Origin of the sequence: Amycolatopsis deserti (assembly GCF_014653945.1) — a bacterium.
Taxonomy (GTDB): domain Bacteria; phylum Actinomycetota; class Actinomycetes; order Mycobacteriales; family Pseudonocardiaceae; genus Amycolatopsis_E; species Amycolatopsis_E deserti.
In genome coordinates, this window is sequence record NZ_BNAU01000004.1 from 470,629 (window position 1) to 496,301 (window position 25,673).

At 71.7% G+C, this 25,673-nt stretch carries 22 protein-coding genes, 1 tRNA gene and 1 riboswitch; of the genes, 6 read left to right on the forward strand and 17 right to left on the reverse strand.

From position 1 onward, the window contains the following. Nucleotides 1-161: 161 nt before the first annotated feature. Entirely contained in the window at nucleotides 162-680 is a 519-nt protein-coding gene (locus IE290_RS20240; protein ID WP_094005616.1) for an inorganic diphosphatase, read from the forward strand. A 58-nt stretch (nucleotides 681-738) separates the two neighbouring features. Here IE290_RS20240 and glyA read toward each other — a convergent pair whose 3' ends face one another. The 3 genes from glyA to IE290_RS20255 all read right to left on the reverse strand — a co-directional run bounded on the left by glyA (nucleotide 739) and on the right by IE290_RS20255 (nucleotide 3,233). After that, complete coding sequence (gene glyA, locus IE290_RS20245) at nucleotides 739-2,007, reverse strand: serine hydroxymethyltransferase (RefSeq protein WP_191246168.1); 1,269 nt, start codon at nucleotides 2,005-2,007, stop codon at nucleotides 739-741. 17 nt (nucleotides 2,008-2,024) lie between these two features. Then, nucleotides 2,025-2,110: riboswitch (ZMP/ZTP riboswitch) on the reverse strand. Nucleotides 2,111-2,119: 9 nt separating this feature from the next. Then, complete coding sequence (locus IE290_RS20250) at nucleotides 2,120-2,641, reverse strand: gamma carbonic anhydrase family protein (RefSeq protein WP_191246169.1); 522 nt, start codon at nucleotides 2,639-2,641, stop codon at nucleotides 2,120-2,122. 10 nt (nucleotides 2,642-2,651) lie between these two features. After that, nucleotides 2,652-3,233 carry a TetR/AcrR family transcriptional regulator gene (locus IE290_RS20255; protein WP_191246170.1) on the reverse strand — a complete coding sequence of 194 codons (582 nt, stop codon included), beginning with the start codon at nucleotides 3,231-3,233 and terminating at the stop codon, nucleotides 2,652-2,654. Nucleotides 3,234-3,342: 109 nt separating this feature from the next. On the opposite strand from IE290_RS20255, the gene IE290_RS20260 reads away from it, so the two are divergent. After that, complete coding sequence (locus IE290_RS20260; RefSeq protein ID WP_191246171.1) at nucleotides 3,343-4,032, forward strand: Pr6Pr family membrane protein; 690 nt, start codon at nucleotides 3,343-3,345, stop codon at nucleotides 4,030-4,032. Here IE290_RS20260 and IE290_RS20265 read toward each other — a convergent pair. Together IE290_RS20265 and IE290_RS20270 are read right to left on the reverse strand one after the other, a co-directional pair. Then, nucleotides 3,949-4,734, reverse strand: a complete 786-nt coding sequence (locus IE290_RS20265; protein WP_191246172.1) for a class I SAM-dependent methyltransferase — start codon at nucleotides 4,732-4,734, stop codon at nucleotides 3,949-3,951. The two genes, IE290_RS20260 and IE290_RS20265, sit on opposite strands and share 84 nt — an antisense overlap. Before the next feature lie 68 nt (nucleotides 4,735-4,802). Further along, nucleotides 4,803-4,876: transfer RNA gene (locus tag IE290_RS20270), tRNA-Thr, on the reverse strand. Nucleotides 4,877-4,989: 113 nt separating this feature from the next. Between IE290_RS20270 and IE290_RS20275 the strand changes: the two genes are divergently transcribed. Continuing rightward, the gene (locus IE290_RS20275; RefSeq protein WP_229874612.1) at nucleotides 4,990-6,630 is read left to right on the forward strand and encodes a hypothetical protein; all 1,641 of its coding nucleotides are present in this window, start codon (nucleotides 4,990-4,992) and stop codon (nucleotides 6,628-6,630) included. 49 nt (nucleotides 6,631-6,679) lie between these two features. Here the strand turns inward: IE290_RS20275 and IE290_RS20280 are convergent, their stop codons facing one another. The 5 genes from IE290_RS20280 to topA all read right to left on the reverse strand — a co-directional run bounded on the left by IE290_RS20280 (nucleotide 6,680) and on the right by topA (nucleotide 14,353). Further along, nucleotides 6,680-7,888, reverse strand: a complete 1,209-nt coding sequence (locus IE290_RS20280) for a DNA polymerase III subunit delta' (protein ID WP_191246173.1) — start codon at nucleotides 7,886-7,888, stop codon at nucleotides 6,680-6,682. Further along, complete coding sequence (locus IE290_RS20285) at nucleotides 7,885-9,981, reverse strand: bifunctional MFS transporter/dTMP kinase (RefSeq protein ID WP_191246174.1); 2,097 nt, start codon at nucleotides 9,979-9,981, stop codon at nucleotides 7,885-7,887. The genes IE290_RS20280 and IE290_RS20285 overlap by 4 nt, the downstream gene beginning before the upstream one ends. Before the next feature lie 146 nt (nucleotides 9,982-10,127). Then, complete coding sequence (locus IE290_RS20290) at nucleotides 10,128-10,631, reverse strand: hypothetical protein (RefSeq protein ID WP_229874613.1); 504 nt, start codon at nucleotides 10,629-10,631, stop codon at nucleotides 10,128-10,130. Nucleotides 10,632-10,738: 107 nt separating this feature from the next. Then, complete coding sequence (locus IE290_RS20295; RefSeq protein ID WP_191246176.1) at nucleotides 10,739-11,533, reverse strand: hypothetical protein; 795 nt, start codon at nucleotides 11,531-11,533, stop codon at nucleotides 10,739-10,741. Between the two features lie 54 nt (nucleotides 11,534-11,587). Beyond that, entirely contained in the window at nucleotides 11,588-14,353 is a 2,766-nt protein-coding gene (gene topA, locus IE290_RS20300; RefSeq protein ID WP_191246177.1) for a type I DNA topoisomerase, read from the reverse strand. Between the two features lie 231 nt (nucleotides 14,354-14,584). On the opposite strand from topA, the gene IE290_RS20305 reads away from it, so the two are divergent. After that, on the forward strand, nucleotides 14,585-15,436 hold the full coding sequence (locus tag IE290_RS20305) for a trypsin-like serine peptidase (protein WP_191246178.1): 852 nt from the start codon (nucleotides 14,585-14,587) through the stop codon (nucleotides 15,434-15,436). Here IE290_RS20305 and IE290_RS20310 read toward each other — a convergent pair whose 3' ends face one another. Next, on the reverse strand, nucleotides 15,437-16,024 hold the full coding sequence (locus IE290_RS20310; RefSeq protein WP_373300482.1) for a hypothetical protein: 588 nt from the start codon (nucleotides 16,022-16,024) through the stop codon (nucleotides 15,437-15,439). 126 nt (nucleotides 16,025-16,150) lie between these two features. Between IE290_RS20310 and IE290_RS20315 the strand changes: the two genes are divergently transcribed. Then, nucleotides 16,151-16,912 carry a MerR family transcriptional regulator gene (locus IE290_RS20315; protein ID WP_191246180.1) on the forward strand — a complete coding sequence of 254 codons (762 nt, stop codon included), beginning with the start codon at nucleotides 16,151-16,153 and terminating at the stop codon, nucleotides 16,910-16,912. On the opposite strand, the gene IE290_RS20320 is transcribed toward IE290_RS20315, so the two are convergent. Together IE290_RS20320 and IE290_RS20325 are read right to left on the reverse strand one after the other, a co-directional pair. After that, the gene (locus IE290_RS20320) at nucleotides 16,909-17,505 is read right to left on the reverse strand and encodes a hypothetical protein (protein WP_229874614.1); all 597 of its coding nucleotides are present in this window, start codon (nucleotides 17,503-17,505) and stop codon (nucleotides 16,909-16,911) included. The two genes, IE290_RS20315 and IE290_RS20320, sit on opposite strands and share 4 nt — an antisense overlap. Before the next feature lie 134 nt (nucleotides 17,506-17,639). Then, a complete protein-coding gene (locus tag IE290_RS20325) occupies nucleotides 17,640-19,934 on the reverse strand; it encodes a sodium-translocating pyrophosphatase (RefSeq protein ID WP_191246182.1) in 2,295 nt (764 codons plus the stop codon). Between the two features lie 247 nt (nucleotides 19,935-20,181). On the opposite strand from IE290_RS20325, the gene sftH reads away from it, so the two are divergent. Further along, the gene (sftH, locus tag IE290_RS20330; RefSeq protein WP_191246183.1) at nucleotides 20,182-23,091 is read left to right on the forward strand and encodes a DEAD/DEAH box helicase; all 2,910 of its coding nucleotides are present in this window, start codon (nucleotides 20,182-20,184) and stop codon (nucleotides 23,089-23,091) included. Here sftH and IE290_RS20335 read toward each other — a convergent pair. The 4 genes from IE290_RS20335 to IE290_RS20350 form a co-directional block, all read right to left on the reverse strand. Next, the gene (locus IE290_RS20335; protein WP_191246184.1) at nucleotides 23,073-23,699 is read right to left on the reverse strand and encodes a bifunctional DNA primase/polymerase; all 627 of its coding nucleotides are present in this window, start codon (nucleotides 23,697-23,699) and stop codon (nucleotides 23,073-23,075) included. The genes sftH and IE290_RS20335 overlap by 19 nt on opposite strands. A gap of 863 nt (nucleotides 23,700-24,562) precedes the next feature. Beyond that, complete coding sequence (locus IE290_RS20340) at nucleotides 24,563-25,051, reverse strand: Rv3654c family TadE-like protein (RefSeq protein ID WP_191246185.1); 489 nt, start codon at nucleotides 25,049-25,051, stop codon at nucleotides 24,563-24,565. Beyond that, nucleotides 25,038-25,409: a TadE family type IV pilus minor pilin gene (locus IE290_RS20345; RefSeq protein WP_191246186.1), complete on the reverse strand. Its 372-nt coding sequence runs from the start codon at nucleotides 25,407-25,409 to the stop codon at nucleotides 25,038-25,040. The genes IE290_RS20340 and IE290_RS20345 overlap by 14 nt, the downstream gene beginning before the upstream one ends. Next, the gene (locus tag IE290_RS20350) at nucleotides 25,409-25,645 is read right to left on the reverse strand and encodes a DUF4244 domain-containing protein (RefSeq protein ID WP_191246187.1); all 237 of its coding nucleotides are present in this window, start codon (nucleotides 25,643-25,645) and stop codon (nucleotides 25,409-25,411) included. Before IE290_RS20350 ends, IE290_RS20345 begins: the two co-directional genes overlap by 1 nt. Between the last annotated feature and the right edge of the window lie 28 nt (nucleotides 25,646-25,673).

Sequence of the window (25,673 nt, forward strand, 5' to 3'; positions counted from 1 at the left end):
CCCTCCTCCTCACCGGCGACACGCCGCCGGGCAAACTCACTGTTGTCAAGACGACATCAGTGCGACTTCCCAACGGCGCGTGGTCCACACTAGTGAGAACAAGTTAGCGATACCGTAAGCCGCCGATTCCGGCGGGAAAAGACGAGGTCAGCGAGGACGCCGTGGAGTTCGACGCCACGATCGAAATCCCCAAGGGGGAGCGCAACAAGTACGAGGTGGACCACAAGACGGGCCGCATCCGCCTGGACCGGACCCTGTTCACGGCCACCCAGTACCCGGCCGACTACGGCTTCATCGACGACACCCTCGGACAGGACGGCGATCCGCTCGACGTGCTGGTGCTCGTCCAGGAGCCGACGTTCCCGGGCTGCCTGATCCGCTGCCGCGCGATCGGCATGTTCCGCATGACGGACGAGAAGGGGCCGGACGACAAGGTCCTCGCGGTGCCGTCGGACGACCCGCGGCTGGAGCACCTGCGTGACATCCACCACCTGAACGAGTTCCACAAGCTGGAGATCGAGCACTTCTTCCAGGTGTACAAGGACCTGGAGCCGGCCAAGAGCGTCGAGGGCTCGCAGTGGGTGGGCCGCACCGAGGCGGAGGCCGAGATCAAGCGCTCCTACCAGCGTGAGATCGACCGGCTCGCGAAGGAGGCCGCCGAGGGCGGCGAGCACCACTGAGTGCGCACAACGAAGAACGCCCCTTCCCCGCGCGGGGAAGGGGCGTTTCTCGTTCTGATCAGGCCCGGTAGCCGGGGATCGGGTAGGCGGCGAGCAGGTCGCGCACCTCGCCGGCGATCTTGCTGATCGCGGCCTCGTCGTTCGCGGCGGCCGCGGCGATCGAGCGGTCGATCCACTCGGCGATCTGCGGCTGGTGCTCCGGCTTGAGGCCGCGCGTGGTGATCGCCGCGGTGCCCAGCCGGATGCCGGACGGGTCGAACGGCTTGCGCGGGTCGAACGGCACCGTGTTGTAGTTCAGCTCGATGCCGGCGCGGTCCAGCGCCTGCGCGGCCGGCTTGCCGCCGATCTGCTTGCTGGTCAGGTCGACCAGCAGCAGGTGGTTGTCGGTGCCGCCGGACACCAGGTCGAAACCGCGCTCGATCAGGGCCTCGGCCAGCGCCTTGGCGTTGGCGACGATCGCGTGGGCGTAGTCGCGGAACTCCGGCTTGGACGCCTCGCCCAGCGCGACCGCGATCGCGGCGGTGGTGTGGTTGTGCGGGCCGCCCTGCAGGCCGGGGAACACCGCCTTGTCGATCGCCTTCGCGTGGTCGGCGTCGGTCATGATCATCGCGCCGCGCGGGCCGCGCAGGGTCTTGTGCGTGGTGGTGGTGATGACCGGCGCGTGGCCGACCGGCGACGGGTGCGCGCCACCGGCGACCAGGCCGGCGATGTGCGCGATGTCGGCCACCAGCACGGCGCCGACCTCGTTGGCGATCTCCGCGAAGGCCGGGAAGTCGATGGTGCGCGGGATCGCGGTGCCACCGGCGAAGATCAGCTTCGGCCGGTGCTCCAGCGCCAGCTCGCGGACCTGGTCGAGGTCGACGCGGCCGGTCTCCTTGCGCACGCCGTAGCGGACCGGGTTGAACCACTTGCCGGTGGCCGAGACCGACCAGCCGTGCGTGAGGTGGCCGCCGTCGGGCAGCGCCATGCCCATCACGGTGTCGCCGGGGCTGGCGAAGGCCAGGTAGGCGGCCAGGTTCGCGGGCGAGCCGGAGTACGGCTGCACGTTCGCGTGGTCGACGCCGAACAGCGCCTTGGCGCGCTCGATCGCGACCTGCTCGACCTGGTCGATGAACTGCTGGCCCTCGTAGTACCGCTTGCCGGCGTAGCCCTCGGAGTACTTGTTGGTGAGGACGGAGCCGGTGGCCTCCAGGACCGCCTCGGACACGTAGTTCTCCGAGGCGATGAGGCGGATCTTCTCCGCCTGGCGGCGCGCCTCGTCCTCGACGAGACCGGCGATCTGCGGGTCGGCCGCGGTGAGCGTGGGGATGGCTGGCTGGTGCGTCATCTTCCTACTCCTGACACTGGCCACACCCAGGCGCGCGGTGCCGGCCTCGTCGGTCGCTTCCCGGTGGTGCTCCACCTCTACGGCGCCAGTCGCAAGTTGCTGTGCGCCCAGCTTAGTCGACGGGTGCGACACCTTCCGCGTGCCGCCGGGCCAGCTGCTGGTAGATGGCCGCGTTGTGGTCGACCCAGCCCCGCGCGGAGTCGGTCAGCGGGACGAACTTCTTGGCCGGGCTGCCCATCGCGATGACCTCCGGCGGCACCTGGGTGGCCGGGGTGACCGTGGAACCGGCGGCGATCAGCGCGCGCTCGCCGATCACCGACTGGTCCAGCACGGTCGAGCCGTTGCCGATCAGGGCCTGCTCGCCGACCGTGCAGTCGTGCACCAGGCACATGTGCCCGACCGTGACGTTGCGGCCGATCTCGCACACCCCGGTGTTGACGTGGACGACGGAGTTGTCCTGGATGTTGGCGCCCTCGCGCACGATGATCTTGCCGAAGTCGGCCCGGAGCACCGCGCCGTACCAGATGGAGACGTCCTTTTCGATGACGACGTCGCCGATCAGGGTCGCGGTGGGCGCGATCCAGGCGTCCGGGTGCACGGTGGGGCTCACGCCCTCGAAGGAGAACAGAGGCATACCCGGAACCTTAGGCCAGGCAGAGCGACTCGATCTCCTCACGGAGGGTCGCGAACGGGCGCCGCCGGACGCGCTGCTGCACGACCGCGCCGAGCAGGTAGGACATCAGGGCCCTGGCCCGCGCCCGCGGGTCGATGACCCCGACCCCGGCGAGCAGTTCGGTGAGCAGCTCGGTGACCGAGCGGAGCATCGCCTCGATCGCCTCCGGGTGGTCGGCGCGGCTGACCGCGATCCAGTACTCGAACCACAGGAACGCCGAGTCGGCCTCCTTGGCGAAGCTGTCGAGGTAGGCCTCGAGGACGGCCCACAGCTTCTCCCGCGGATCCGCGTGCCGGGCGGCGACCTCGCGCAGCTCGTCCAGGAAGGCGGTCACGTGCGCGGCCATCGCCCGGTCGACGAGCACGTCGATGTCGGTGAAGTAGTAGTGGATGGCGCTTTTGGTGAGCGGGCTCGCGTCGGCGATCGCCCGTGCCGTGCACCCGGCCAGTCCGTCCCGCGCGAGCACCTGGCGCGCGGCTTCGACGATCTGCTCCTGCTTGGCGAGCTGGTTAGGAGAGAGCCGCTCGCGCTGCCCCGGCGGGGTGACGGCCACTGCGATGTCCTCCTGACTGGGATTGCGGACGGTCAGCCTACCTGTCAGGACCGCTGTCCCAACGGCCTGCTCGGGTGCGGGCCGGGGCCGGGACGTTTACCGTCCTGCCATGAAGATCGCGCGTGGGTGGTTCGGGCTGCACGCCCTGGTGGTGCTGGCCGGCGTGGTGATGCAGCTGTTCGTCACCTCCGGCGTGATGGGCGGCCGCTACGAGTCGGCCGCCGCGCGCATGGCGAACGTGTTCGCCTACTTCACCATCCAGTCCAACCTGATCGTGGGATTCACCAGCCTGCTGCTGGCGATCCGTCCACTGCGGACGTCCACACCGTTCCGGACGCTGCGGCTGGACGGGGTGCTCGCGATCGCGGTCACCGGCATCGTGTTCCACCTGGTGCTGGCCGGGCTGCAGGACCTCACCGGGCTGGCGTGGGTCGCGAACCTGCTGCTGCACACCGTGTCCCCGCTGCTCGGCGTGCTCGGCTGGCTGCTGTTCGGGCCGCGCGGCGCGATCTCCCCGCGGATCATCGGCTGGTCGGTGGTCTACCCCCTCGCGTGGGTGGCGTTCACGCTCGTGCGGGGCGCGATCGACGGCTTCTACCCGTACCCGTTCATCGACGTGACCGCCCTCGGGTACCCGCGGGTGGCGGTGAACTGCCTGGTGATCGCGGTGTTGTTCCTCGCGCTGGCGTTCGGCGCGATGCTGCTCGACCGGCTGCTAGGACGCGGCCTCGACGACCCGGACGAGCCCGGTGGCCGGCGGGACGTGCAGCACCGCCCGGCCGAACCCAGCCGCGAGTAGCGCCTCGCGGGCCGCGGTCTCGTCGGCGAAGTGCAGGTGCACGCGGCCGCGCACGAACGCCGACAGCGCCTGGACGAACGCCCGCACCGGGAGGTCGGCGGTCGCCAGGTGCAGGTCGGAGAAGTACCGGCCGCGGTCGAAGCGCCGCAGCGCCCGAGCGAAGCGCGCCCACATCGCCCGCACGGTCGGCTCGTCGAAGTAGTTGACCAGCCCCTCGGTGACGATCACCAGCCCACGCGCCGGGTCGAGGCCGGCCACCAGCCGGTCCAGGGCCGTCTCGTCGAGGACGTCCAGTTCGGTCACGCGGTGCCCGGGCCCGGCGGGACTCGCGCGGCGCAGGGTGCGGCGCTTGCGCTCGGCCATGGCCGGCAGGTCCGCCTCGAGGTAGGTCAGGCCGGGGTGGCGGCGGGTGAAGCGCCAGCCGCGGGCGGACAGCCCGGCCGCGATCTCGACGACCTGGGTGATCCCGTCCCGTTCTATGGCGCCGGTGAGCAGGTCGTCGATCAGGCGGTGCCGGGCCAGCAGGAACCCCTCCAGCGTCGGCCCGCCGAGCGCGCCGCTGACCGCCATGAACGGCCGCAGGAGCCGGTGCAGCACGCGGCCCTCGCCGGTCGCGAAGGCGGGATCGGAGAGCCCGTGCCGCACCCACACGTAACCGGTGTAGTGGGCGGTCGGACTGATCGTCTCGGAGCCACGGGCCATGGCCGGAGAGCCTAGGCCGGGAACGACGTCGGGGGCCCTCCGAGTGGAGAGCCCCCGACCGTTGCCGGAGCCGCCTAGGGGAATCGAACCCCTGACCTGCTCATTACGAGTGAGCCGCTCTGGCCGACTGAGCTAAGGCGGCAACACGAACTAGTGTAGCGACCCCTCTCGCGTCACTTGAGCACCCCCCGCGTCGTTAGGCTGTGCGACGCCGATCACACGGGATCGGCCCGTCGTACTGGGAGGACCTTCCACATGCGTCGACGCATGCCTCGCGCGCTGGCGCTGCCGGTCGCCGCGGCCGTGCTCGTCCTGTCGGCCACGCCCGCCGTGGCGCAGAGCACGATCCCCACCACCCCGACCCCGCAGCCGGCCAACCCGGGGCAGCCGCCGTTCATCGGCCAGGAGGGCCCGCAGCCGCTCGGCCACGCCGTCGCCGACGCGGCCGCCGCGCTCGGGGTGCTGCGCCTGCTGCCGAATTCGGTCCCGACCAGCACGATCCTGCCCGGCTACGGCGACCAGCTGCCGAAGCAGTCCGCGCTCGAGGCCGGCATGGGCCTGTCCAGCGCGCAGGCGAACTCCGAGGCGCTGCTCAGCTACGAGAAGGCGATCGCCCAGTCCTCCCCGTTCGGGCTCGCGGTGGGCGGCAACGCGCCGCAGGCGCCGGGCAGCCTGGTGCAGACCGCGCTGCCGGACAACGAGAAGCCGCTCACCGGCGGCCTCAACGGGCCGGAGAACCCGCTGCTCAACGTGGGCCTTCTGAACGGCAAGGTGCACGCGCGCTACAGCCCGACGCTCGGCCCGTGCGTCGGCACGATCGCCGACGCCAGCACCTCCGTGGCGAGCCTGTCGCTGCTCAACGTCATCCCGTCGCTGCCGAACCTGCCGATCGACGGCCTGGACCTGCAGAACGTGCAGCTGGCCGACGGCTTCGACCCGACCAAGGGCCTGCAGACCCTCGGCGGCTTGCTCAGCGGCGGCGCCCAGACCAAGTCCGACGGCACGAACGCCGTGCTCAGCCTGCCGAACACGCTGTCCTCGCGGTCGGTGGTGCAGCTGGTCGACATCCCGGGTTCGCCGAACAAGGCGGTCCAGTCGATCTCGACGCTGCAGGCCGCCGACATCGAGATCCTCAAGGGCACCCCGCTCGAGCTGACGCTGAAGGTCGTCAGCCAGCCGACGCTCAAGGTCACCTCGACCGGCGACGAGAAGACCTCCAAGGTCGAGTACACGGCACCGGTGATCACGATCGAGCGGCAGGGCAAGGTGCTCTACACGCTCGACGCGACCAACCCGACGAAGGACATCCCGATCGGGCTGCCGCTGTCCGGCCTGTCCCAGCAGTTCGGTCCGCTGGAGGACCTGCCGGTGGTCGGCGGCCTGGTCGCGACCGCGCAGAAGGGCCTGCAGCCGGTCTCGGACACCGCGGGCAAGGTGCTCGACCTCGGCGTCCTGCGGCTGAGCATCGCCGAGCTGACCCAGAAGGGCCAGAACCTCACCGACCCGTTCCAGGGCTACCAGCTGGGCGCCTCCGCGCGGATGCTCGACCTGCAGATCCTGCCGACGGCCGGGCTGAAGGACCTGCTCCCGGACGGCAAGGACTCCCTGCCGTCGTCGCTGGCGCAGCTCTCCCTGGGCGAGCAGATCGGGCGGGCGTACGCGCCGGAGGGCGGTGTCGTGTGCGGCACCACGACGACCCCGCCGCCGGCGGGCAACGCGGCTCCCCCGGGTGTGCCGCAGAAGCTCGCCTACACGGCCGGCGCCTACTCGGCGGTGCCGATGTTCTGGACCGGCACCGCGATGCTGCTGCTCGGGGTCGTGCTCGTGGCGGCGTTCCCGGCCCGCAAGCGGATGAAGGCGGTTCCGGTGAAGCCGTCGCCGCGGCCGCGGAACTGACACTCGAACGATGAAGGGGGGCGGTGCCGCGGCACCGCCCCCCTTTTTTTCAGCCGTGGCGCAGGGCCGTGAGCATCGCTTCCACCGCGATCCGCGGCTTGACGTTCCACAGGATCGCTTCGCGGCAGGCGAGCACGGCTTCCAGGCGCTTCAGCGTGGATTCGGCCGTCCACTGGCGGGCGGCCTGTTCGATGTCCTGGGCGTGGTCCGGGTGGTTGTAGCGGGCGTCGGCGCCGCTGATCGCCACCAGCACGTCCCGGTAGAAGCCGGCCAGGTCGACCAGCGCCAGGTCCAGGGTGTCGCGCTGGGTGCGGGTCGCCCGGGACTTCTGGCGCTTCTCCAGCTGCTTGACCGCCGCTTCGGCCGCCCGCTTGGCGCCCGCGACGCCCTTGCCGGTCGCGTCACCGCCCATCGCGTTGCGCAGCTCGGCCTTCTCGGCCTCGTCGCGGACCTTGCTCTCCTCCGTCGCGTCCGCTTCGGCCGCGGCGATCAGGTCGTCGGCGCACCGGAACACGTCGCCGGGCCGGGACAGGCCCAGCGGGATCCGCAGCACGGCGGCCCGGCGCTTGCGGGCGTTGTCGTCCGTGGCCAGGCGCCGGGCCCGGCCCACGTGACCGCCGCACACCGACGCCGCCCACTCGGCCAGCTCCGGATCGACGCCGTCCCGGTCGACCAGCACCCGGGCGATCGCCTCCGCGGCCGGCGTCCGCAAGGTGACCAGACGGCACCGCGAGCGGATGGTGACCGAGATGTCCTCGGGGTGGTCCGAGGGCGCGCAGAGCAGGAACACCGTCCGCTCCGGCGGCTCCTCGACCGCCTTGAGCAGGGCGTTCGACGCGCCCTCGGTCAGCCGGTCGGCGTCCTCGATGATCACGACCTGCCACTGGCCGGTGGTCGGCCGACGGGCCGCGGCCTGGACCAGCGCGCGCATCTCGGCGACCGAGATCGACAGCCCCTCCGGGATGACCAGCCGGACGTCGGCGTGGGTGCCGTGCATCGCGGTGCGGCAGCCGGGGCACTGGCCGCAGCCGGTGCCGGTGATGCACTGCAGGGCCGCCGCGAACGCCCGGGCGGCCACCGACCGGCCCGAACCCGGCGGGCCGGTGAGCAGCCACGCGTGCGTCATCGCCCCCGCCGGAGCCGGTTCCCCGGCGACGATCTGCGCCGCCGCGCGGGCGGCGGAGGACAGCACGTCGACGGCGTGGTCCTGGCCGACCAGCTGGGCCCACACCCCGGCCGGCGCGACGACAGCGGTCACCTGGCCTCCTCGGCCAGCGGCGCCAGCCCGAGCTTGCGCTGGGCGAGCACGGCCGCGACGGCGGTGCGCACCCGGTCGCCGACCTCGTCCGCGGGACCGTCCGCGTCCACCACGACGTAGTGGTCCGGGTCGGCCGCGGCCATCTCGCTGAGCAGGTTCTGCACGCGCCACTGGTCCTCGACCGAGATCGGGCCGGGCACGTTGGCGCCGGGGTCGGCGTCCAGCAGCACGGTCACGTCGGGCCGCAGGCGGCCGGTGGCCCAGTCGGCGAGGCCTTCGAGTTCCTTCGCGTCCAGCCCGGCGACGGCGGACAGGTGCGCGAGCGGCGAGTCGACGAAGCGTTCCATCACCACGATCGAACCGCCGTCCAGCGCGGGGTTGACGTTGCGCTCCACGATGTCGGCGCGCACCGCGGCGGCCGCGAGCGCCTGCGCCCGCGCCCCGGACAGCGAGGCGTTGCCGATGATCGTGGCCAGGCGCTCGTCGTCCAGCGCCGGATCCGCGGCCAGCACCACCGGGCGCGGGCTGACCGACCGCAGCCACTCGGCGAGCTTCGACGCCTGCACGGCGGTGTCCGCGGCCGTGGTGCCCTCCAGTGCGATGAGCAGGCCGTTCACCCGGCGCGGGCGGCGCCGGATCGCGTTGCGCAGGTCGGCCATGATCGGCTCGGACCGGCGCGAGTCCATCTGCCGGTAGGCGATGATGCCGACGACCGCGGCCAGCGCGCCGCCGCCGAGCATCACCGGCCGGGTGCCGTCGATGATGATCGGGTTGCCCCAGGCCATGATCGTCCGCGGCTTGGTCAGACCGATCAGCAGCGGCACCACCGAGACCGACCCGAACACGATGATCTTCATCATCGACTGGTAGATCGCGTTGATCCGGCCGCGGATCGCGTCGTCGACCTGCGAGCCGATGATCGTCACCCCGGTCAGGAACGCCGCACCGGCACACGCGCCGACGATCGCCACCGCGACGAGCGACACGGTCAGGTGCGGCGAGAGCGCCACCAGGATCAACGCCAGCCCGGCGAGCACGATCGAGATGCCGAACAGCCGGTCGTGCGGCAACCGCCGGGCCAGCTTCGGCGCCCCGCCCATCCAGGTGGCCAGGCCGATGAACACGGCCACCACCAGCAGGCCCCACGCGGAGTCGCCGGCCAGCAGGCTCGCCGAATACGGCTTGGCCGAACCGACCACCGCGCCGCCCGCGGCGAACGCCCCGGCCGCGCCGATGAGCAGTCCGCGGACCAGGGGCGTGCTCCGCACGTACTTGCCGGCGTCCTTGATCAGCGTGCCGAGGCCAGGCTGGTCCGCCTCCTTGACCGGCTTCGCGGCCTTCTCGGCCTGCTCGTGCGAGATCCCGGCCATGCGCGGCTTGCGGATCGACAGCTCCGGGATGCGGGTCAGCACCAGGATCGCGCTGGCGAGGTACAGCAGCGCGATGAGCACGACGATGACCTTGGCGACGCCCAGCTCGCCGAAGAACCCGGACGGCAGGCCCACCGACGCCGCGATCCGCGTCACCACGGCGTAGAGACCGCCCGCGGTGACCGTGGCGAGCCCGTAGGTCATCACCAGCCCGAGCTGGTTGGCCGTCTCCACCTGGTCCGGGCGCTTGAGCAGGTTCGGGACCGCCGCCTCCTTGGACGGGATCCACATCATCGCGCTCGCGCTGGCCAGGAAGTTCGCGATGTAGAGCCACCAGGACGTGCCGACGAACGCCACCGACAGCAGGAAACCGCAGCGGAACAGGTCGGCGACGAACATGACCTTGCGCCGGTCGAAGCGGTCGGCGAGCAGGCCACCCAGCGGCGCGAAGATCAGGCCGGGCAGCAGCGCGGAGAGCAGGACGCCGGTGAAGGCGAAGTTCTGCGCGGTGTAGTTCGTGGTCAGCTGGGTGGCGAGGCTGGTCAGGCCCAGGATGGTCAGCCAGTCGGCGACGCTGCAGAGATACGTGACCCCCCACAGCCGCCGGAACGGCCGGATCGCCAGCACCCGACGCGCCCGGTGGATCGTCGAGGCGTCACGCCCTGCCGGCGCCTCACTTCCTGCGCCGGGTTCCACGTGCACGACCTCGCTGATCGGACCCACCCCACTCACTCCCGTGGCGCTGGGGAACCCCTCGCGCGACACACCGGTATCCCCCAACCGTGGGGCCAGGGTAGCTCTGCCGGTCGGAGAGTGCCCGTCGTGGTGGGCAGTACGTGTCCGGAATGGGAAGATCGTCCCGTCGGGGGCTAGTCGAAGATGCCGCTGAGCGTGTCGATCAGGCTGGACAGGAACTGGATCGCGAGCACGCCGAACACGACCATCAGCAGGATCGCGACCAGGAACGCCGTCGACCCGCTGGACGGCTTCGCCCGGCGGACCGAGCCGACCTGGCCCGGCCGCGGCAGGCGGAACGACGGCTTCGACCACGAGGCGAGCTTCTTGCGCCCGGACCAGGTGCGCTGCCGGGGCAGGATGCCCAGCGGCGGCGCGGGCGGCACCGCCGGGGCGGGGGCCGCGGGTGGGGTGTCGTCCACCGGCACCTCGGCCGGCGCGGCCGGCTTGTCGGACATCGCCTCGATCATCTGGCGGACCTTCTCCGGGTCCGGCTCGACCGGCTTGGCCACCTTCAACGGCTGGTAGCCCTCGGAATCGCTGACCGACCCCGAGACGGCGTCGCTGAACGTCAGCGGCGGCAGGCCGGACTGCGTGCCGTCCCCGTCGAAGCGCCCGTCGTCCTTCGCCGGACTCATGGTGACCACTCCCGTGCGTTCGGAAACACCTCGACCCAGGGTAGTGGGCATTTCGCGGCTCGCACGCGCCCATCCGGGCAACCTCACGATCACTGTGCGCAACCGGATCAGGCACAGGTCATCGCCGCCTCGACCGCGTCGGTCATCCACTGAGCCAGCCGGTCGCGGTCGGACGGGACCAGGAACAGCTGGGTGCCCTCACCCGGCTCGGTGACCGTGGCCAGCACGTGGCGGCCCAGGTCGTTGTCCACCACGACGTAGCCCAGCCGCGGGAACTGCGCGCAGCGGCGGTCGAACGCCATCAGGTCGACCACCGTGGTGCCGGTGCGCGGCCGCCGCAGGAACTCCCGCACCCGCGCCGCCTGCTCGGCGTCCCGGCCGGTCACCTCGCCGGACGGGCCGGCCTGCAGCATCACCGACTCGAACCGGCCCCGGCGCTGCTCGGGCACGAACCCGACCACCTGGTCGAACAGGGTGCGCAGCTCGCGGAAGCCCCAGCCGCCCACCTGCGTGGTGTCCGGCCGCCAGCTCCACAGCACGCCGGCCGCGGTGTCGGCGTAGACCCGCACGTCCAGCGGCCCGGGCAGCCCGGCGTGCACGCCGGTGAGCACCATCCGGATCGGCCCGCGCAGCATCAGCGCGAACGCCCGCATCGCGTCGTCGGTCAGGTCGCCGCCCTCGACGAACGGCGAGTCCCGCAGCTGCGCCATCCACGCGTTGTGTTCCTCGACCTCGGCCACCAGGTCGGCCGGATCGCTCGAGCGGCTCAGCGGGTACCGGATCCGCTCGACGTCCTCGTCCGTCGCGAACGGCGCGTACAGGTCCCAGGTGCTGGCCCGCATCGGGACGGTGTCCAGCACCGGCCGGGCGGCCTCGGTCAGCAGTTCGTCGATCGTCGTCACGGGGGCAGTGTGCCCCGGGGGTACGACAGTTTTGCTCGAACTGCTGTTCGAGGTCTACTTCTTGGCGGCCGCCTTCTTCGCCGGGGCCTTGCGCGCCGGCGCCTTCTTCTTCGGCGCCGGACCCTTCGCCCGCTTCTCGGCGAGCAGCTCGGACGCCCGCTCCGGGGTCAGCCCCTCGATGCTGTCGCCCTTGCGCAGGGTCGCGTTGTACTCCCCGTCGGTCACGTACGGACCGAACCGGCCGTCCTTGACCACCATCGGCTTCTTGGACACCGGGTCCTCGCCCAGCTCCTTCAGCGGCGGCTTCGCCGCACCACGCCGGCCGCGCTGCTTCGGCTCGGAGTAGATCTTCAGCGCCTCTTCCAGCGTGATCGAGAAGATCTGGTCCTCGCTGGACAGCGACCGCGAGTCGGTGCCCTTCTTCAGGTACGGCCCGTAGCGACCGTTCTGCGCGGTGATCTCCTCGCCGGACTCCGGGTCCTTGCCCACCACGCGCGGCAGCGACAGCAGCTTGAGCGCGTCCTCCAGCGTCACCGTCTCGATCGACATCGACTGGAACAGCGAACCGGTGCGCGGCTTCGGCTTCTTCGCCTTGCTGGTCTTCTTGCCGCCCTCGGCTTCCTCGGGCTCCTCGAGCACCTCGGTGACGTACGGGCCGAACCGGCCCTCCTTGGCGACGATCCGGTGGTTCGTGACCGGGTCGACGCCCAGGTCACGACCTTCCTGCGGGGTCGCGAACAGCCGCTCCGCGATCTCCACGGTCAGCTCGTCCGGCGGCAGGTCCTCGGGCAGGTTCGCGCGCTGCGGCTTGCCGTCCACCTCGCGTTCGAGGTACGGGCCGTAACGGCCGACCCGCACGTGCACGGTGCGGCCCTCGCCGTCCTCGAACATCGGGATGGAGTTGATCTCGCGCGGGTCGATGTCCTCGACCCCGCCGCTGACCAGCTTCTTCAACCCGCCCAGGCGGCCCACCGAGCCGTCCACGCCCTGCTCGCCGCCGAAGTAGAACCGCGACAGCCAGCGGGTGCGCTGCTCGTTCCCGGCCGCGATGCGGTCGAGCTCGTCCTCCATGGCCGCGGTGAAGTCGTAGTCGACCAGCCGCTCGAAGTGCCGCTCCAGCAGCCCCACCACGGCGAAGGCGACCCACGACGGGACCAGCGCGGAGCCCTTCTTCCAGACGTACCCGCGGTCCTGGATGGTCTTGATGATCGACGCGTACGTCGACGGGCGGCCGATGCCCAGCTCCTCCAGCTTGCTGACCAGGCTCGGCTCGTTGTAGCGCGCCGGCGGCGTGGTCGCGTGGCCGTCCGGGGACAGCTCGGACGCGGTCAGCGCCTGGTCCTTGACCAGCTGCGGCAGACGGCTCTGCTTGTCGTCGGCCTCGGCGCCGGAGTCGGCGTCCACCGCCTCCACGTAGGCCTTGAGGAAGCCGGCGAAGGTGATCGTGCGGCCGGACGCGGCGAACACGCACTCTTCGCCGGTGCTCGCGGTGCCGGTGATGCGCACCGACATCGTGGTGCCCTTGGCGTCGGCCATCTGCGAGGCGATCGTGCGCTGCCAGATCAGCTCGTAGAGCCGGAACTCGTCGGCCTGCAGCTCGCCCGCGACCTGGCCGGGCGTCCGGAACACCTCACCGGCGGGACGGATCGCCTCGTGGGCCTCCTGCGCGTTCTTCACCTTGCGCGTGTACTGCCGCGGCGTCGGCGAGACGTAGTCCTTGCCGTACAGCTCGGTGGCCTGGCTGCGGGCCGCCGCGAGCGCCGACTCCGACAGCGTCGTGGAGTCGGTACGCATGTAGGTGATGTACCCGTTCTGGTACAGCCGCTGCGCGATCTGCATCGTCGTCTCGGCGTTGAAGCGCAGCTTGCGGCCGGCCTCCTGCTGCAGCGTGGAGGTCATGAACGGCGCGTACGGCCGCCGCGTGTACGGCTTCTCCTCGACGCTGGTGACCTTGAAGTCGCGCTGCTGCAGCCCCTCGGCCAGCGCCCGCGCCGCCGCCTCCTCGAGCACCCGGACGTCCTGGGAGTTCGCCTTGAGCTGCCCGGCGGCGTCGAAGTCCTTGCCGGTGGCCAGGCGCGCGCCGTCGACCGACACCAGACGCGCCGGGAACTGCCGCGGTGAGGCGTCTTCGCCGGCGTCCATCGTGGCGGAGATGTCCCAGTAGGAGGCCGAGGTGAACTTGATGCGCTCCCGCTCGCGCTCGACGACCAGCCGCGTCGCCACCGACTGCACCCGGCCCGCCGACAGCCGCGGCATGACCTTCTTCCACAGCACCGGCGAAACCTCGTAGCCGTAGAGCCGGTCCAGGATGCGGCGGGTCTCCTGCGCGTCGACGAGGTCGCCGTCCAGCTCGCGGGTGTCCTCGGCGGCCGCGCGGACGGCCTGCTCGGTCACCTCGTGGAAGACCATCCGGCGCACCGGGACCTTCGGCTTGAGGGTCTCCAGCAGGTGCCAGGCGATGGCCTCGCCCTCGCGGTCGGGGTCGGTGGCGAGGAACAGCTCGTCGACGTCCTTGAGCAGGCTCTTCAGCTCGGTGACCTTGGACTTCTTGTCCGCGGAGACGACGTAGAGCGGCTCGAAGTCGTGGTCGACGTTCACGCCGAGCTTCGCCCAGGGCTCACCCTTGTACTTGGCGGGGACGTCGTCGGCCTTCGACGGCAGGTCCCGGATGTGCCCGACCGAGGACTCCACGACGTAACCCGGACCGAGGTAGGACGCGATCTTGCGGGCCTTGGCGGGCGACTCGACGATCACCAACCGTCGACGACCGGCGCCGTTCGCCCCGGCGTCGTTCTTCTTCGTCTTCGTCGATCCAGCCACGCTGTCCGCTCTCCTGCTTCGTCCCGCCGCCAAAGCAGCGGCGCCTGTTCAACCAGCAAGTGTGCACGTTGCCTGCCGGTAATGTCCCCCGAGGTGACGTAACACGCCGCCGCGCTTCCCGTCCGGGATGGGCGCCGGCGTGCGTCATCTCCCCCTTTCCACACCTAGCACGTGATGCCGGACACATGCTTCGCGGGGCTTGTGAGTAGCCGTTCCGCTACGCTCCGCGCTATGTTCCGCCGCCTGCTCACAGTCCTGGCCGTCCTGCTGACCGGTCCCGCGTTGGCCGGGGTCAGCACCGCGTCCGCCGCTCCCGCCGCCGACTACAGCGGGATCGTCAAGCTCAGCAACTGCTCCGGTTCGCTCGTCCGGCTGCCCCAGTCCGACGAGTCCGACCGGGCGCTCGTCCTCACCAACGGTCACTGCCTGGAGTCGGGCATGCCGGAGGCGGGCGAGGTCCTGGTCAACCAGCCGGCCAACCGGAAGATGGTGCTGCTCGGCGCCGACGGCCGCGAGCTGGGCGGCATCCGCGCGACGAAGCTCGTCTACGCCACGATGACCGACACCGACGTCGCGCTCTACGCGCTCGACTCGTCCTACCGGCAGATCGCCCGCGAACTCGGCGGCCACCCGCTGACGCTGGCGGCCTCGCCGGCCGACGTGGGCACGCCGGTCAGCGTCGTCTCCGGCTTCTTCACCCGCACGTGGAACTGCTCGATCGAGCGGGTCGTGTACTCGGTGCGCGAGGCGGACTGGACCTGGAAGGACTCGATCCGGTACGCGCCCGGCTGCGACACCATCCACGGCACCTCCGGCTCGCCGATCATCGACCACGGCAGCCGGGAGATCGTCGGCATCAACAACACGGGCAACGACGACGGCGAGGTCTGCACGTTCAACAACCCGTGCGAGGTCGACGAGAACGGCGTGGTGTTCGCGCGGCGCGGCCTCACCTACGGCCAGCAGACCTACCGGATCCCGGCCTGCTTCGCCAAGAACAACCAGCTCAGCCTGGTCCGGGACGGGTGCATGCTGCCCAAGCCGGCCGCCGCGCTGCCCGTTCCGGTGCCCATCCCCGCCTGATCACACCGCCTGCCGGGCCGGTGCGTGCCGCGGCCACACCGGCTCGGCGCCCGGCGGCGGCATGCCGATCAGCTCGGCCAGCGTCGCGAGCCTGCGGCGGCCGGTGACCCGGACCGCGGGCCCGCCGCCCTTCGGCCCGACCAGCTGCGCCGGCACGCCGAGCTGCCGGAACGCCTCGGCGAGCGGTTCGTGCGTGTCCGGCGCCCGCTCGTCGACGGCCAGCAGGTACCCCTGGACGCCGGGCCGGCCCGCCGCCAGCGCCCACAGCCGCAGGGCCGCACCGGTCAGCCGGAACCGTCCCGGCAGCGACTTCCCCTCGTCGTCGAGCCACGCCCTGGCCAGCCCGATCAGATCGGACCGGAATGCGGTGCGGATCATCGGCCTGCCGTCCTCGGTCCGGCCCAGCTCGGCGGACACCCCGCGCCTGCCGAACTCGGCGGCCAGCACCCGCGCGCGCCACACCTCGTCCACCTCCACGGTGAGGCGGGCGGCCGTGCGCGCGAAGCCGGTGATCTGGCCCTGCCCGCACAGGACGCCGCTCAGGTCGGCGATGTCCGGGCCGCTCGCCTCCGCCGAGAAGAGCGACATCTGATCCACAGCGGACAGGGTAGAACACCCGTTCGATTTCCCGCGAGTCGTCGCGTCGAAAAAGTTCTTGAAGTTGACGCGGCGTCAACCTCTACCGTGGTTTTCACGGGCGAGAACGGAGACGAGATGGACGAACCGCTGTCGATCGCTCAGGTGTCGAAGGCCTCCGGGGTGACCTCCCGGACCCTGCGGCACTACGACGACGTCGGCCTGCTGCCACCGGCCTTCGCCGACACCAGCGGGAGGCGCTACTACCAGCGGGAACAGCTCATCCGGCTGCAGCAGATCCTGCTGCTGCGGGAACTGGGCCTCGGCCTGGACACGATCGGCGAGATCCTCGACGGATCCGTGTCCAGGGCCGAGGCGCTGCGGCTGCACCGGAAATGGCTGCTGGCGGAGCGCGATCGGCTGGACCGGCTCGCCGCCACCGTCGCCCGGACCATCGAAGAACTGGAAGGAGGGGAACACATGTCCGCCAAGGAACTGTTCGAGGGGTTTTCACCGCACTCGGACAAGGCGAAGTGGCTGGCACAGGAAGCGGCCGAACGTTGGGGTGAGAACGCTGTGGCGTCGCACGAGCGCAGCAAGCGCTGGTCGGACGAGAAGTGGGCCGCGGTCAAGCGGCAGGGCGGCGAGGCCGCCGAGCGCCTGGCCGAACTGGCCCGCGAGGGCGTCCCGGCCGACGACGAGCGCGCGCTCGACGCGGTCGCGGCGCACCGGGCCTGGCTGGAGAACTTCTGGACGCCCGACGCCGCGTCCTACACCGGCCTGGGCCGCCTGTACACCGACGACGAGCGTTTCCGCAGCCAGTACGACGCCATCCAGCCCGGATTCGCCGAGTACCTGCGTGACGCCATGGCCGCCTACGCCCGCGCCCGCATGAGCTAGCGGGGCGCCGCGGTCGCCTGCACGGTGAGCTGCCGGCACACCGGGGCGTGCGCGACCGCGGTGGCCAGCTCGGGCACGGCGTCGAAGCGGTTCAGCAGGTCGAGGCGGGCCACCTCGTCCAGCGGGCCGTGCGCCTGCCCGAGCGTGGCCTCGTCGATGGCGCCCGGCTCGGTCGAATCCAGCCGCTGCCGGGCGGCGGAGGCGCGGTCACGCACGCCCTGGAAGTCGGTCACGGCCTGGGCGCGCACCTGGTCACCCCCGGGAACCGGGGACGGCGGCAGCCGGTGCAGCCCGTCCAGGGCGCGGTCCAGGCCGTTGATCACCGACCCGAGCAGCTCGCTCGACGTGCGCACGGCGCGCTGCGGGCTGCTCGGGTCCACGCTCGGCATCGTCGCCAGCCCCTGGACGAGCGAGCCGACCGCGACGCAGTAGTCGTCGGCCCACCGCGCGGCGGCGTCCTGCAGCTGGACCTCCTCGCGCGACAGACCGGGGCCGCCCGGCTCGACGGTTCTCGCGGGTTGCTGGCCACATCCGGAAAGGCTCACGCAGAGCCCGGTCAGTACCACCAGGAACACGGACTGCCCGGGCCGCACCCACACACCTCCAGCTGCCGACGCGAAGCTCTTTCCCGACGGTACCGAGACGATTGCGGATCGCAACCGCCGGGCATGGGAAAGGCCGGACCCGTCACGCTCCGTGCGCGACGAGCCCGGCCCTCCGGGAGAAATCAGGCGGTCTTCGCCGGGGTGGCGTCCTCGCTCGGCGTCTCGGTCATGACGCTCGCGCGGCGCTTCGACACCACGATCGCGGCGACGATGATCGCCACCGCGACCAGCGAGATCGCGATCCGCACACCGGCGGAGGCGTCCGGGCCGATCGAGAACTGCACGACGGCGGGCGCGATCAGCACCGAGACCAGGTTCATCACCTTGATCAGCGGGTTGATCGCCGGGCCCGCGGTATCCTTGAACGGGTCGCCGACGGTGTCGCCGATGACCGTCGCGGCGTGCGCCTCGGAGCCCTTGCCACCGTGGTAGCCGTCCTCGACCAGCTTCTTCGCGTTGTCCCAGGCGCCACCGGAGTTGGCCAGGAAGATCGCCATCAGGGTGCCGGTCGCGATCGCGCCGGCCAGGTACCCGGCCAGCGCGCCGGTGCCGAGGCCGAAGCCGACGGCGATCGGCGCGAACACCGCGAGCAGACCCGGGGTGGCCAGCTCACGCAGCGAGTCGCGGGTGACGATGTCGACGACCTTGCCGTACTCGGGCCGCGTGGTGCCCTCCATGATCCCCGGGATGTCGCGGAACTGGCGGCGCACCTCGTACACCACCGCGCCCGCGGCACGGGACACCGCGTTGACCGCGAGACCGGAGAACAGGAAGACCACCGCGGCGCCGACGATGACGCCGACCAGCGTGTTCGGGCTGACGATCGTGTCCACGAACGACTTCACGCCCGCGGCGGACTCGCCGATGTCGGCCAGCGCCTTGGAGATCGAGTCCTGGTAGGACCCGAACAGCGCGGTCGCGGCCAGCACGGCCGTCGCGATCGCGATGCCCTTGGTGATCGCCTTGGTGGTGTTGCCGACCGCGTCCAGCTCGGTCAGGATCTGCGCGGCGTTCTCGTCGACCTCGCCGGACATCTCCGCGATGCCCTGCGCGTTGTCCGAGACCGGGCCGAAGGTGTCCATCGCGACGATGACACCGACCGTGGTCAGCAGGCCGGTGCCGGCCAGCGCGACCGCGAACAGCGCGACCGTGCCGCCCAGCAGGTAGGCGCCGAACACCGCCGCGCCGATCACCAGCGCGGTGTAGACGGCCGACTCGAAACCGACCGAGATACCGGACAGGATCACCGTCGCGGCGCCGGTGCGCGAGGTCTCTCCGACGTTCTTCACGGGGCCGTGCTCGGTGCCGGTGTAGTAGCCGGTCAGCTTAAGGATGACGCCGGCCAGCACGATGCCGATGATCACCGCGATGAACGCGATCAGCGCCGGGTTGCCGTCGATGCCGGCCTGGTCCGCGCCGAACTCGGCGAACGAGCCGGGCAGGTAGACGAACGCGGCGACCGCGCACAGCACCGCCGAGATGCCGGCGGAGATGTAGAACGAGCGGTTGATCGTGACCAGGCCGTTCTCGCCGGAGCGGGCCCGCGTGATGTAGACGCCGATGACCGCGGTGATCACACCGATGGCAGGCACGATCAGCGGGAACAGCAGGCCGTCCACACCGAAGGCGGTGCTGCCCAGGATCAGCGCGGCGACCAGGGTCACCGCGTAGGACTCGAACAGGTCGGCCGCCATGCCGGCGCAGTCACCCACGTTGTCACCGACGTTGTCGGCGATGGTGGCCGCGTTGCGCGGGTCGTCCTCGGGGATGTTCTGCTCGACCTTGCCGACCAGGTCCGCGCCCACATCGGCGGCCTTGGTGAAGATGCCGCCACCGACACGCATGAACATCGCGATCAGCGCGGCGCCGAAGCCGAAGCCCTCGAGCACCTTCGGCGCCTGGCCGGTGTAGACGAGCACGACGACCGCGGCGCCGAACAGGCCCAGGCCGACGGTGAACATGCCGACCGCGCCACCGGTGCGGAACGCGGCGCGCATCGCCTTCTCCCGGCCGCCCGGCTCCCGGGAGGCGGCGGCGACCCGCAGGTTGGCCCGCGTCGCCAGCCACATGCCGGTGTAGCCGATGAGGAACGAGAACACCGCGCCGACCAGGAAGAACAGCGAGCGGCCGATGCGCTCGTTCCAGTCCTCCGCCGGGAGCGCGAGCAGCAGCAGGAACACCACGACACCGAAGATCGAGAGGGTGTTGCGCTGCCGCTTCAGATACGCGGCCGCCCCTTCCTGCACGGCCTTGGCGATGTCCTGCATCTTCGTGGTGCCCTGGCCGGCGGCCAGCACCTCCTTGAGCAGGAACCAGCCGATGACCAGAGCGGCCAGGGCGATGACGGCGACTACGGCCGCGATGCCGTAGTCACCTCCGGAAAACTCGAGGCCCTCCGCGAGGGTCTGCCGGGACATCCGTCCTCCTGGAAACGTTCCTGTCGCCAGTGACAGCCCGCCTAGGGGAAGCCGTGCCGACGCTGGCATGGGATCTACACCACAAGTGGTGCCGGTTGCCCGGAGTGTATTGGTATTGGATCCGGCGCGGTCAGGGCGTCCCGTAACGATCACGCTGGGTACATGTGAGCCTGCTCACGGTTCATGATCTTTTCACACGAGAGCGGTTCTGTCGTACACCTGTGCGAAGCTGGATACCGTGGAAGTCATGGCGGAAACCGAGCGTGCGCGGCGGTTGCTGCACCGGGTCACCGCCGGGATCCCGGAGAACCCGGTGACCCACGTGGCCGATCTGCCCGCCCGCGAGGCGCGGCACACCGAGTGGCCGTCGTGGGCGGATCCGCGCGTGGTGGATGCCCTGCGGTCGGGCGGGGTGGAGCGGCCGTGGGCGCACCAGACGGAGGCGGCGTCGCTGGCCTTCGCGGGGCGGCACGTCGTGGTGTCCACGGGCACGGCTTCGGGCAAGTCGCTGTGCTACCAGCTGCCGGTGCTCTCGACGCTGGCGGCCGACGACAAAGCGTGCGCGCTGTACCTGTCGCCGACCAAGGCGCTGGGTGCCGACCAGCTGCGGTCGGTGTCCGCATTGGACATCCCGGGCGTGCGGGCGGCCTCCTACGACGGGGACACGCCGATGGCCGAGCGCGACTGGGTGCGGGCGCACGCACGGTGGGTGTTCACGAACCCGGACATGCTGCACCGCGGCATCCTGGCCGCGCACTCGCGGTGGGCGCGGCTGTTCCGCAAGCTCTCCTACGTCGTGATCGACGAGTGCCACAGCTACCGGGGCGTGTTCGGGTCGCACGTCGCGCTGCTGCTACGGCGGCTGCAGCGGGTGGCGCGGCACTACGGGTCGTCGCCGGTGTTCATCCTGGCGTCGGCGACCACGGCCGAGCCGGGCGAGTTCGCCTGCCGTCTGGTCGGCGCGGACTGCGTGCCGGTGGTCGAGGACGCGTCGCCGCGCGGGGCGCGGACGGTGGCGCTGTGGGAGCCGCCGTTGATGGAGGACCACCGCGGGGAGCACGGCGCGCCGGTGCGCCGGTCGGCCGGGGCGGAGGCGAGCCGGATCCTGGCGGAGCTGGTCATCGAGGGCGCCCGGACGCTGGCGTTCGTGCGGTCGCGGCGGGGCGCGGAGCTGACGGCGCTGGGCGCGCGACGGTTGTTGTCTGAAGTGGACGGTGAGCTGCCGCGTCAGGTGGCGGCCTACCGGGCGGGGTTCCTGCCGGAGGAGCGGCGGGCGCTGGAGCGGGCGCTGTTGTCGGGCGAGCTCAAGGGCGTGGCGACGACGAACGCGCTCGAGCTGGGGGTGGACATCGCGGGGCTGGACGCGGTGGTGCTGGCCGGGTATCCGGGCACGCTGGCGTCGTTCTGGCAGCAGGCGGGCCGGGCCGGCCGGTCGGGTGACGACGCGCTGGTGGTGTTCGTGGCGCGGGACGATCCGCTGGACACGTATCTCGTGCACCACCCGGAGGCGGTGCTGGAGCGGCCGGTGGAGGCGGCGGTGCTTGACCCGTCGAACCCGTATGTGCTGGCGCCGCAGCTGGCGTGCGCGGCGGCGGAGTTGCCGTTGACGACGGGCGAGCTGGAGACGTTCGGCGGCGCGGCGGCGCGCGAGGTGCTGGACCGGCTGGTGGCGGACAGGTTGCTGCGCCGCCGGCCGAGCGGCTGGTACTGGACGTCGCGGGACCGCCCGCACTACGAGGTGGACATCCGCGGTTCGGGCGGCGAGCAGATCGCGGTGGTCGAGGCGGACACGTCGAGGCTGCTGGGAACGGTCGACCCGGGTTCGGCGTGCACGACGGTGCACCCGGGGGCGGTGTACCTGCACCAGGGTTCGTCGTACGTGGTGGACGAGCTGGACCTGGAGGCGGGCATCGCGCTGGTGCACGCGGAAGACCCGGAGTGGACGACGTCCGCCAGGGAGGTCGCGGACATCGCGGTGCTGAACACGCAGGAGAGGCTGGACTACGGCGGCGTGACGGTGTGCCTGGGCGAGGTCGCGGTGACGTCGCAGGTGGTGGGCTACCTGCGGCGCCGCCCCTCGGGTGAGGTGCTGGACCAGGTAGCGCTGGACCTACCGGCGCAAACGCTGGAAACGCGGGCGGTCTGGTACACAATCAGCCCCGAGCTCCTCGAAGCCCGCCGGGCACCAGAGGTAGCCGGCCCTCCGCAAATCGCCGGGGCACCAGAGCCTGGCGGGCCGAGCGGCGGCTCGGAGGCAGGCGGGACAAGGGAAGGCGCCAGCTTCCAAAAGGCCCGCAGGGCCGGCAAACTCTCCGGCCCCTCGGCCATCGCCGAAGCGCGGGAAGCCACCGGTGCGTGGGAGGCCGGCGGGCCCCGGGAAGGCACCAACTCCCAAGACTCCCGCGGGGCCGGAGAAGCCGTCGAGCCCTCGGCTATCGCCGAAGCGAGCGAGATTTCCCCGCCCGCAGAAATCGCCGACGCCCGGGAAACCAGCCTGCCGCGGGAAGACACCAACTCCCAGCAACCCCATGGGACCGGAGAACTCCCCGGCCCCTCTGCCATCGCCGAAGCGCGGGAAGCCACCAGCGCCCGAGAGACCCCCGCGGCGCGGCAGGTCTCCGCCGCCCGCAAAGCCAGCGGGGGGCGCCGGGCCACCAGCGCCCGGGTAGCCAGCGGGGTGCCGGAGGCCCCGTCGGAGGGTGCCGGGACTTGGGAGGTCGGCGGGGCGCCGGGGGGCGCCGGTTTGGATCCGGCGCGCATCCCCGGCGCCCTGCACGCCGCCGAGCACGCGGCGATCGGCCTGCTACCGCTCTTCGCTACGTGCGACCGGTGGGACATCGGCGGCGTATCGACCGCGTTGCACGCTGACACCGGGGAGGCGACGGTGTTCGTGCACGACGGCCATCCCGGAGGCGCGGGATTCGCCGATCGCGGTTTCGCTGCTGTTGTCCCCTGGCTGGCCGCTACGCGGGAGGCCATCATCTCCTGCGAGTGCCCGGCGGGATGCCCGTCCTGTGTGCAGTCACCGAAGTGCGGGAACGGTAACGACCCACTGGACAAGGCGGGGGCGGTGGCCGTGCTGGAAACCGTGCTCGGGGCGGTGAGTCGTCACAGTGCCCGGCACGACCACGGGGTGGCTCAGGCTGCGGCGAACTGACCGGCGCCGACGAGGGCAGTCCGGTCGGCACCCCGCTGGTCGAGCGCGCGGGCGAGCACGGAGTGCACGGCCTTGGCGGACGGCAGCCGCCAGCCCCACACGTCCGGCTTGACCCGCCAGTGCACGACGCCGTGCTGGAACGGGGTGGGCGGGAGCGGGATCCAGCTGCCCTGGCCGTGCCAGCGGACCTCGCCGTCGGTGACGAGCTCCTCCGGGATGCGGTCGGCGACCGTGGTCAGGAACAGCCAGCGACCATCCGGCGTCGCGACGATCGGCGCGGGGTGGCCGGTGGCGCGGAGCAGCCGGGCCGCGCGCTTGCCCAGCTCATCCGGGACCTCGACGGCGTCCAGCACGGTGCCGGTCGCGACGAGCAGGCTGTAGGGCTGACCGGTCCACCAGCCGGCCACCTCGTTCGGGTGGGCGCCGAGCCGGTCGGCCCAGTCCTCGTGGACGGGCACCGGGCCGGTCCAGGGGCCCGCGGCGTCCGCCTGCGCCGGAAAGGTGCCGGGCAGCACCGGCCACCCGTGCCAGGCGAGACCGATGGCCTCCGCACGTAGCTCGATGCGGAAGGCGCCCCGCCAGCTGTCCGACCAATCCGTGTCCAACATTTCCGTCCACAACTCCTTGCTCGTTCCACCGCTCCGGGTGGCTGTCTGGTGTCCAATAAACGGCAAGTTGCAAAGTGCCGGAACCCGCCGCGCGACAACCGGCCGCTCCGAGGCGACGAGTGACGAGCCCCTGCTCGGCCCGGCCGAACGCCGCTCGGCGGATGACGCCGGACGACGAGCGGCCGACCGGGCTGATCGTCAATCGTGATCTCCAGCACACGTTTCTCCTGCATACCAACGGTTTCCGACCCGGGATCGCCCCTAGCCCCGAACACGCGCCGTGACCGCTCGGCGCGCGAGGGCGACCGCCCAACCTCCGGCAGCACACCGACCGTTCGGCGCGGAACCGACCGCTCGTCGCACCACGGCCCGGCAGGCCCCTCGGCGCCCGGCGGGAGCCGGCCCGTTGAGGGCCGCAGAGGCGCAGGGCTGGAGAGTGAGGGCACAGGGGCGAGGGGTTGGGGGCGCAGCGCTGGATGGGCGGAGGGGCACAGGGCCCGAGGGGGCGGGGGCCGCAGGGGATGCAGGGCCGCAAGGACCCCAGAGCCCAGAGCCCCAGGAGCGCAGGGCTGCAAGGCCTCACAGGCCCCAGGGGCCAGAGGCGCACGGCCCAGAGCCGCAGGACCCAGAAGCGCAGGGCCCAGAGGTGCAGGGGCGTAGGGGCGCACTGGCCCCAGGGGGCAGAGGCGCACGGCCCAGGGCCGCAGGGCTCAAAGGCGCAGGGTGTAGGAACGCACCCTTTAAACCCATGCGAACCCGCACGAGTCCGAGCCGTCCTCAGGGCCCCGAGCGGGCCAGCCCCGCGGGCCGAGCCGTCCTCAGGAGCCGGAGCGGGCCAGCCCCGCCGCCGGGCCGAGCCGTTCTCAGGGGCCGGCTCGGGCTCGCCCTGCTGCGGGGCCGAGGCCGGTGTCGACGGTTACCTCGACGAGGGCGTCCCACCCCTCGAAGCGGCAACTCACCATCCGCGCCCCCATCCGGTCGGCGACCCAATGGGCCCGCCCACAGGCTGCGTCGGTTCCGTGGCCGGCCTGTCCGGCGGCCGCGAGGGCCGCGAGGTCGGCCGCCCCGCCAGCCCGGTGCCGGGCGATCGCCGCCGAGCCGAGTCCCCACAGCAACCCCGCGACGGCCACCAGCGCGGCGATGGCGCAGGCGGCCCAGACGGTCGCCGCACCTCGGTCCGTTTGTGGCGGGATCCTTGCCTCGCTCAGGCGGGGCCGGTCCGGGCTCGGGGCGGCGCCTTCCCCTTCTGTTCGTGGCGGGATCCCCGCCTCGCTCGGGCGGGGCCGGTCCGGGCTGCTCGGGGCGGCGCCTTCCCCTTGACCGGGCGTTCGGATCAGGTCAGGGAGGTGCATCGGCTACTCCTGGTTCGAGGATGGCGAACGCATTGGCCGTGAGGTGGAGGCCGGGGAGGAAGCCGCCCGCCGGTGCGGCCCGGATTTCGACGGTGATGCTTTCGCCCTCTGTCTTCACCGCGAGCGACGCGCCGGGTGGGGCGATCTGCTCGACGGCCTGCGCGGCCAGTTGGGGTTCGCCCCGGGCGAGGAGGCGTGCGGCCTCCCGGGCGGCGTCGGCGCAGCGGAGCTGGCTCGCGATGGCTGTGAAGCCCGCCAGCACCAGTCCGACCACGACGGTCAGGGCACACAGTGCGATCGCCGCTTCGACGGTCACCGCTCCGCGGTCCCCCGGGCCGGCCCGGGGACGGGTGGTCATCAGAACTCCGCCGTCAGCGCTTGCTCGACCAACCCGGTCAACGCCGCAACGACCGAGTCTCCGGTGACCACGGAATACAGCAAAGCGCCGAACGCCGCGGCCGCGATCGTGCCGATCGCGTACTCGGCGGTGCTCATGCCGTCGTCAGCGGCCACGAACGGACGGAACCAGCGGCGCCACCACCGCGGGCGGGCCGGGGCGGCGTGGCGGCCGGTGGGCTTGGTGCGGAACAACACGAGAGTTCTCCTTTGTCTGTTGTGGAGG

Excerpts from the sequence above, each read along its gene's own strand:
- glyA (WP_191246168.1), bottom strand. The coding sequence starts at position 2,007 with ATGACGCACCAGCCAGCCATCCCCACGCTCACCGCGGCCGACCCGCAG.
- IE290_RS20250 (WP_191246169.1), bottom strand. The coding sequence starts at position 2,641 with ATGCCTCTGTTCTCCTTCGAGGGCGTGAGCCCCACCGTGCACCCGGAC.
- IE290_RS20260 (WP_191246171.1), top strand. The coding sequence starts at position 3,343 with ATGAAGATCGCGCGTGGGTGGTTCGGGCTGCACGCCCTGGTGGTGCTG.
- IE290_RS20265 (WP_191246172.1), bottom strand. The coding sequence starts at position 4,734 with ATGGCCCGTGGCTCCGAGACGATCAGTCCGACCGCCCACTACACCGGT.
- IE290_RS20275 (WP_229874612.1), top strand. The coding sequence starts at position 4,990 with ATGCGTCGACGCATGCCTCGCGCGCTGGCGCTGCCGGTCGCCGCGGCC.
- IE290_RS20290 (WP_229874613.1), bottom strand. The coding sequence starts at position 10,631 with ATGAGTCCGGCGAAGGACGACGGGCGCTTCGACGGGGACGGCACGCAG.
- IE290_RS20305 (WP_191246178.1), top strand. The coding sequence starts at position 14,585 with ATGTTCCGCCGCCTGCTCACAGTCCTGGCCGTCCTGCTGACCGGTCCC.
- IE290_RS20310 (WP_373300482.1), bottom strand. The coding sequence starts at position 16,024 with ATGTCGCTCTTCTCGGCGGAGGCGAGCGGCCCGGACATCGCCGACCTG.
- IE290_RS20315 (WP_191246180.1), top strand. The coding sequence starts at position 16,151 with ATGGACGAACCGCTGTCGATCGCTCAGGTGTCGAAGGCCTCCGGGGTG.
- IE290_RS20325 (WP_191246182.1), bottom strand. The coding sequence starts at position 19,934 with ATGTCCCGGCAGACCCTCGCGGAGGGCCTCGAGTTTTCCGGAGGTGAC.
- sftH (WP_191246183.1), top strand. The coding sequence starts at position 20,182 with ATGGCGGAAACCGAGCGTGCGCGGCGGTTGCTGCACCGGGTCACCGCC.
- IE290_RS20335 (WP_191246184.1), bottom strand. The coding sequence starts at position 23,699 with ATGTTGGACACGGATTGGTCGGACAGCTGGCGGGGCGCCTTCCGCATC.
- IE290_RS20340 (WP_191246185.1), bottom strand. The coding sequence starts at position 25,051 with ATGCACCTCCCTGACCTGATCCGAACGCCCGGTCAAGGGGAAGGCGCC.
- IE290_RS20345 (WP_191246186.1), bottom strand. The coding sequence starts at position 25,409 with ATGACCACCCGTCCCCGGGCCGGCCCGGGGGACCGCGGAGCGGTGACC.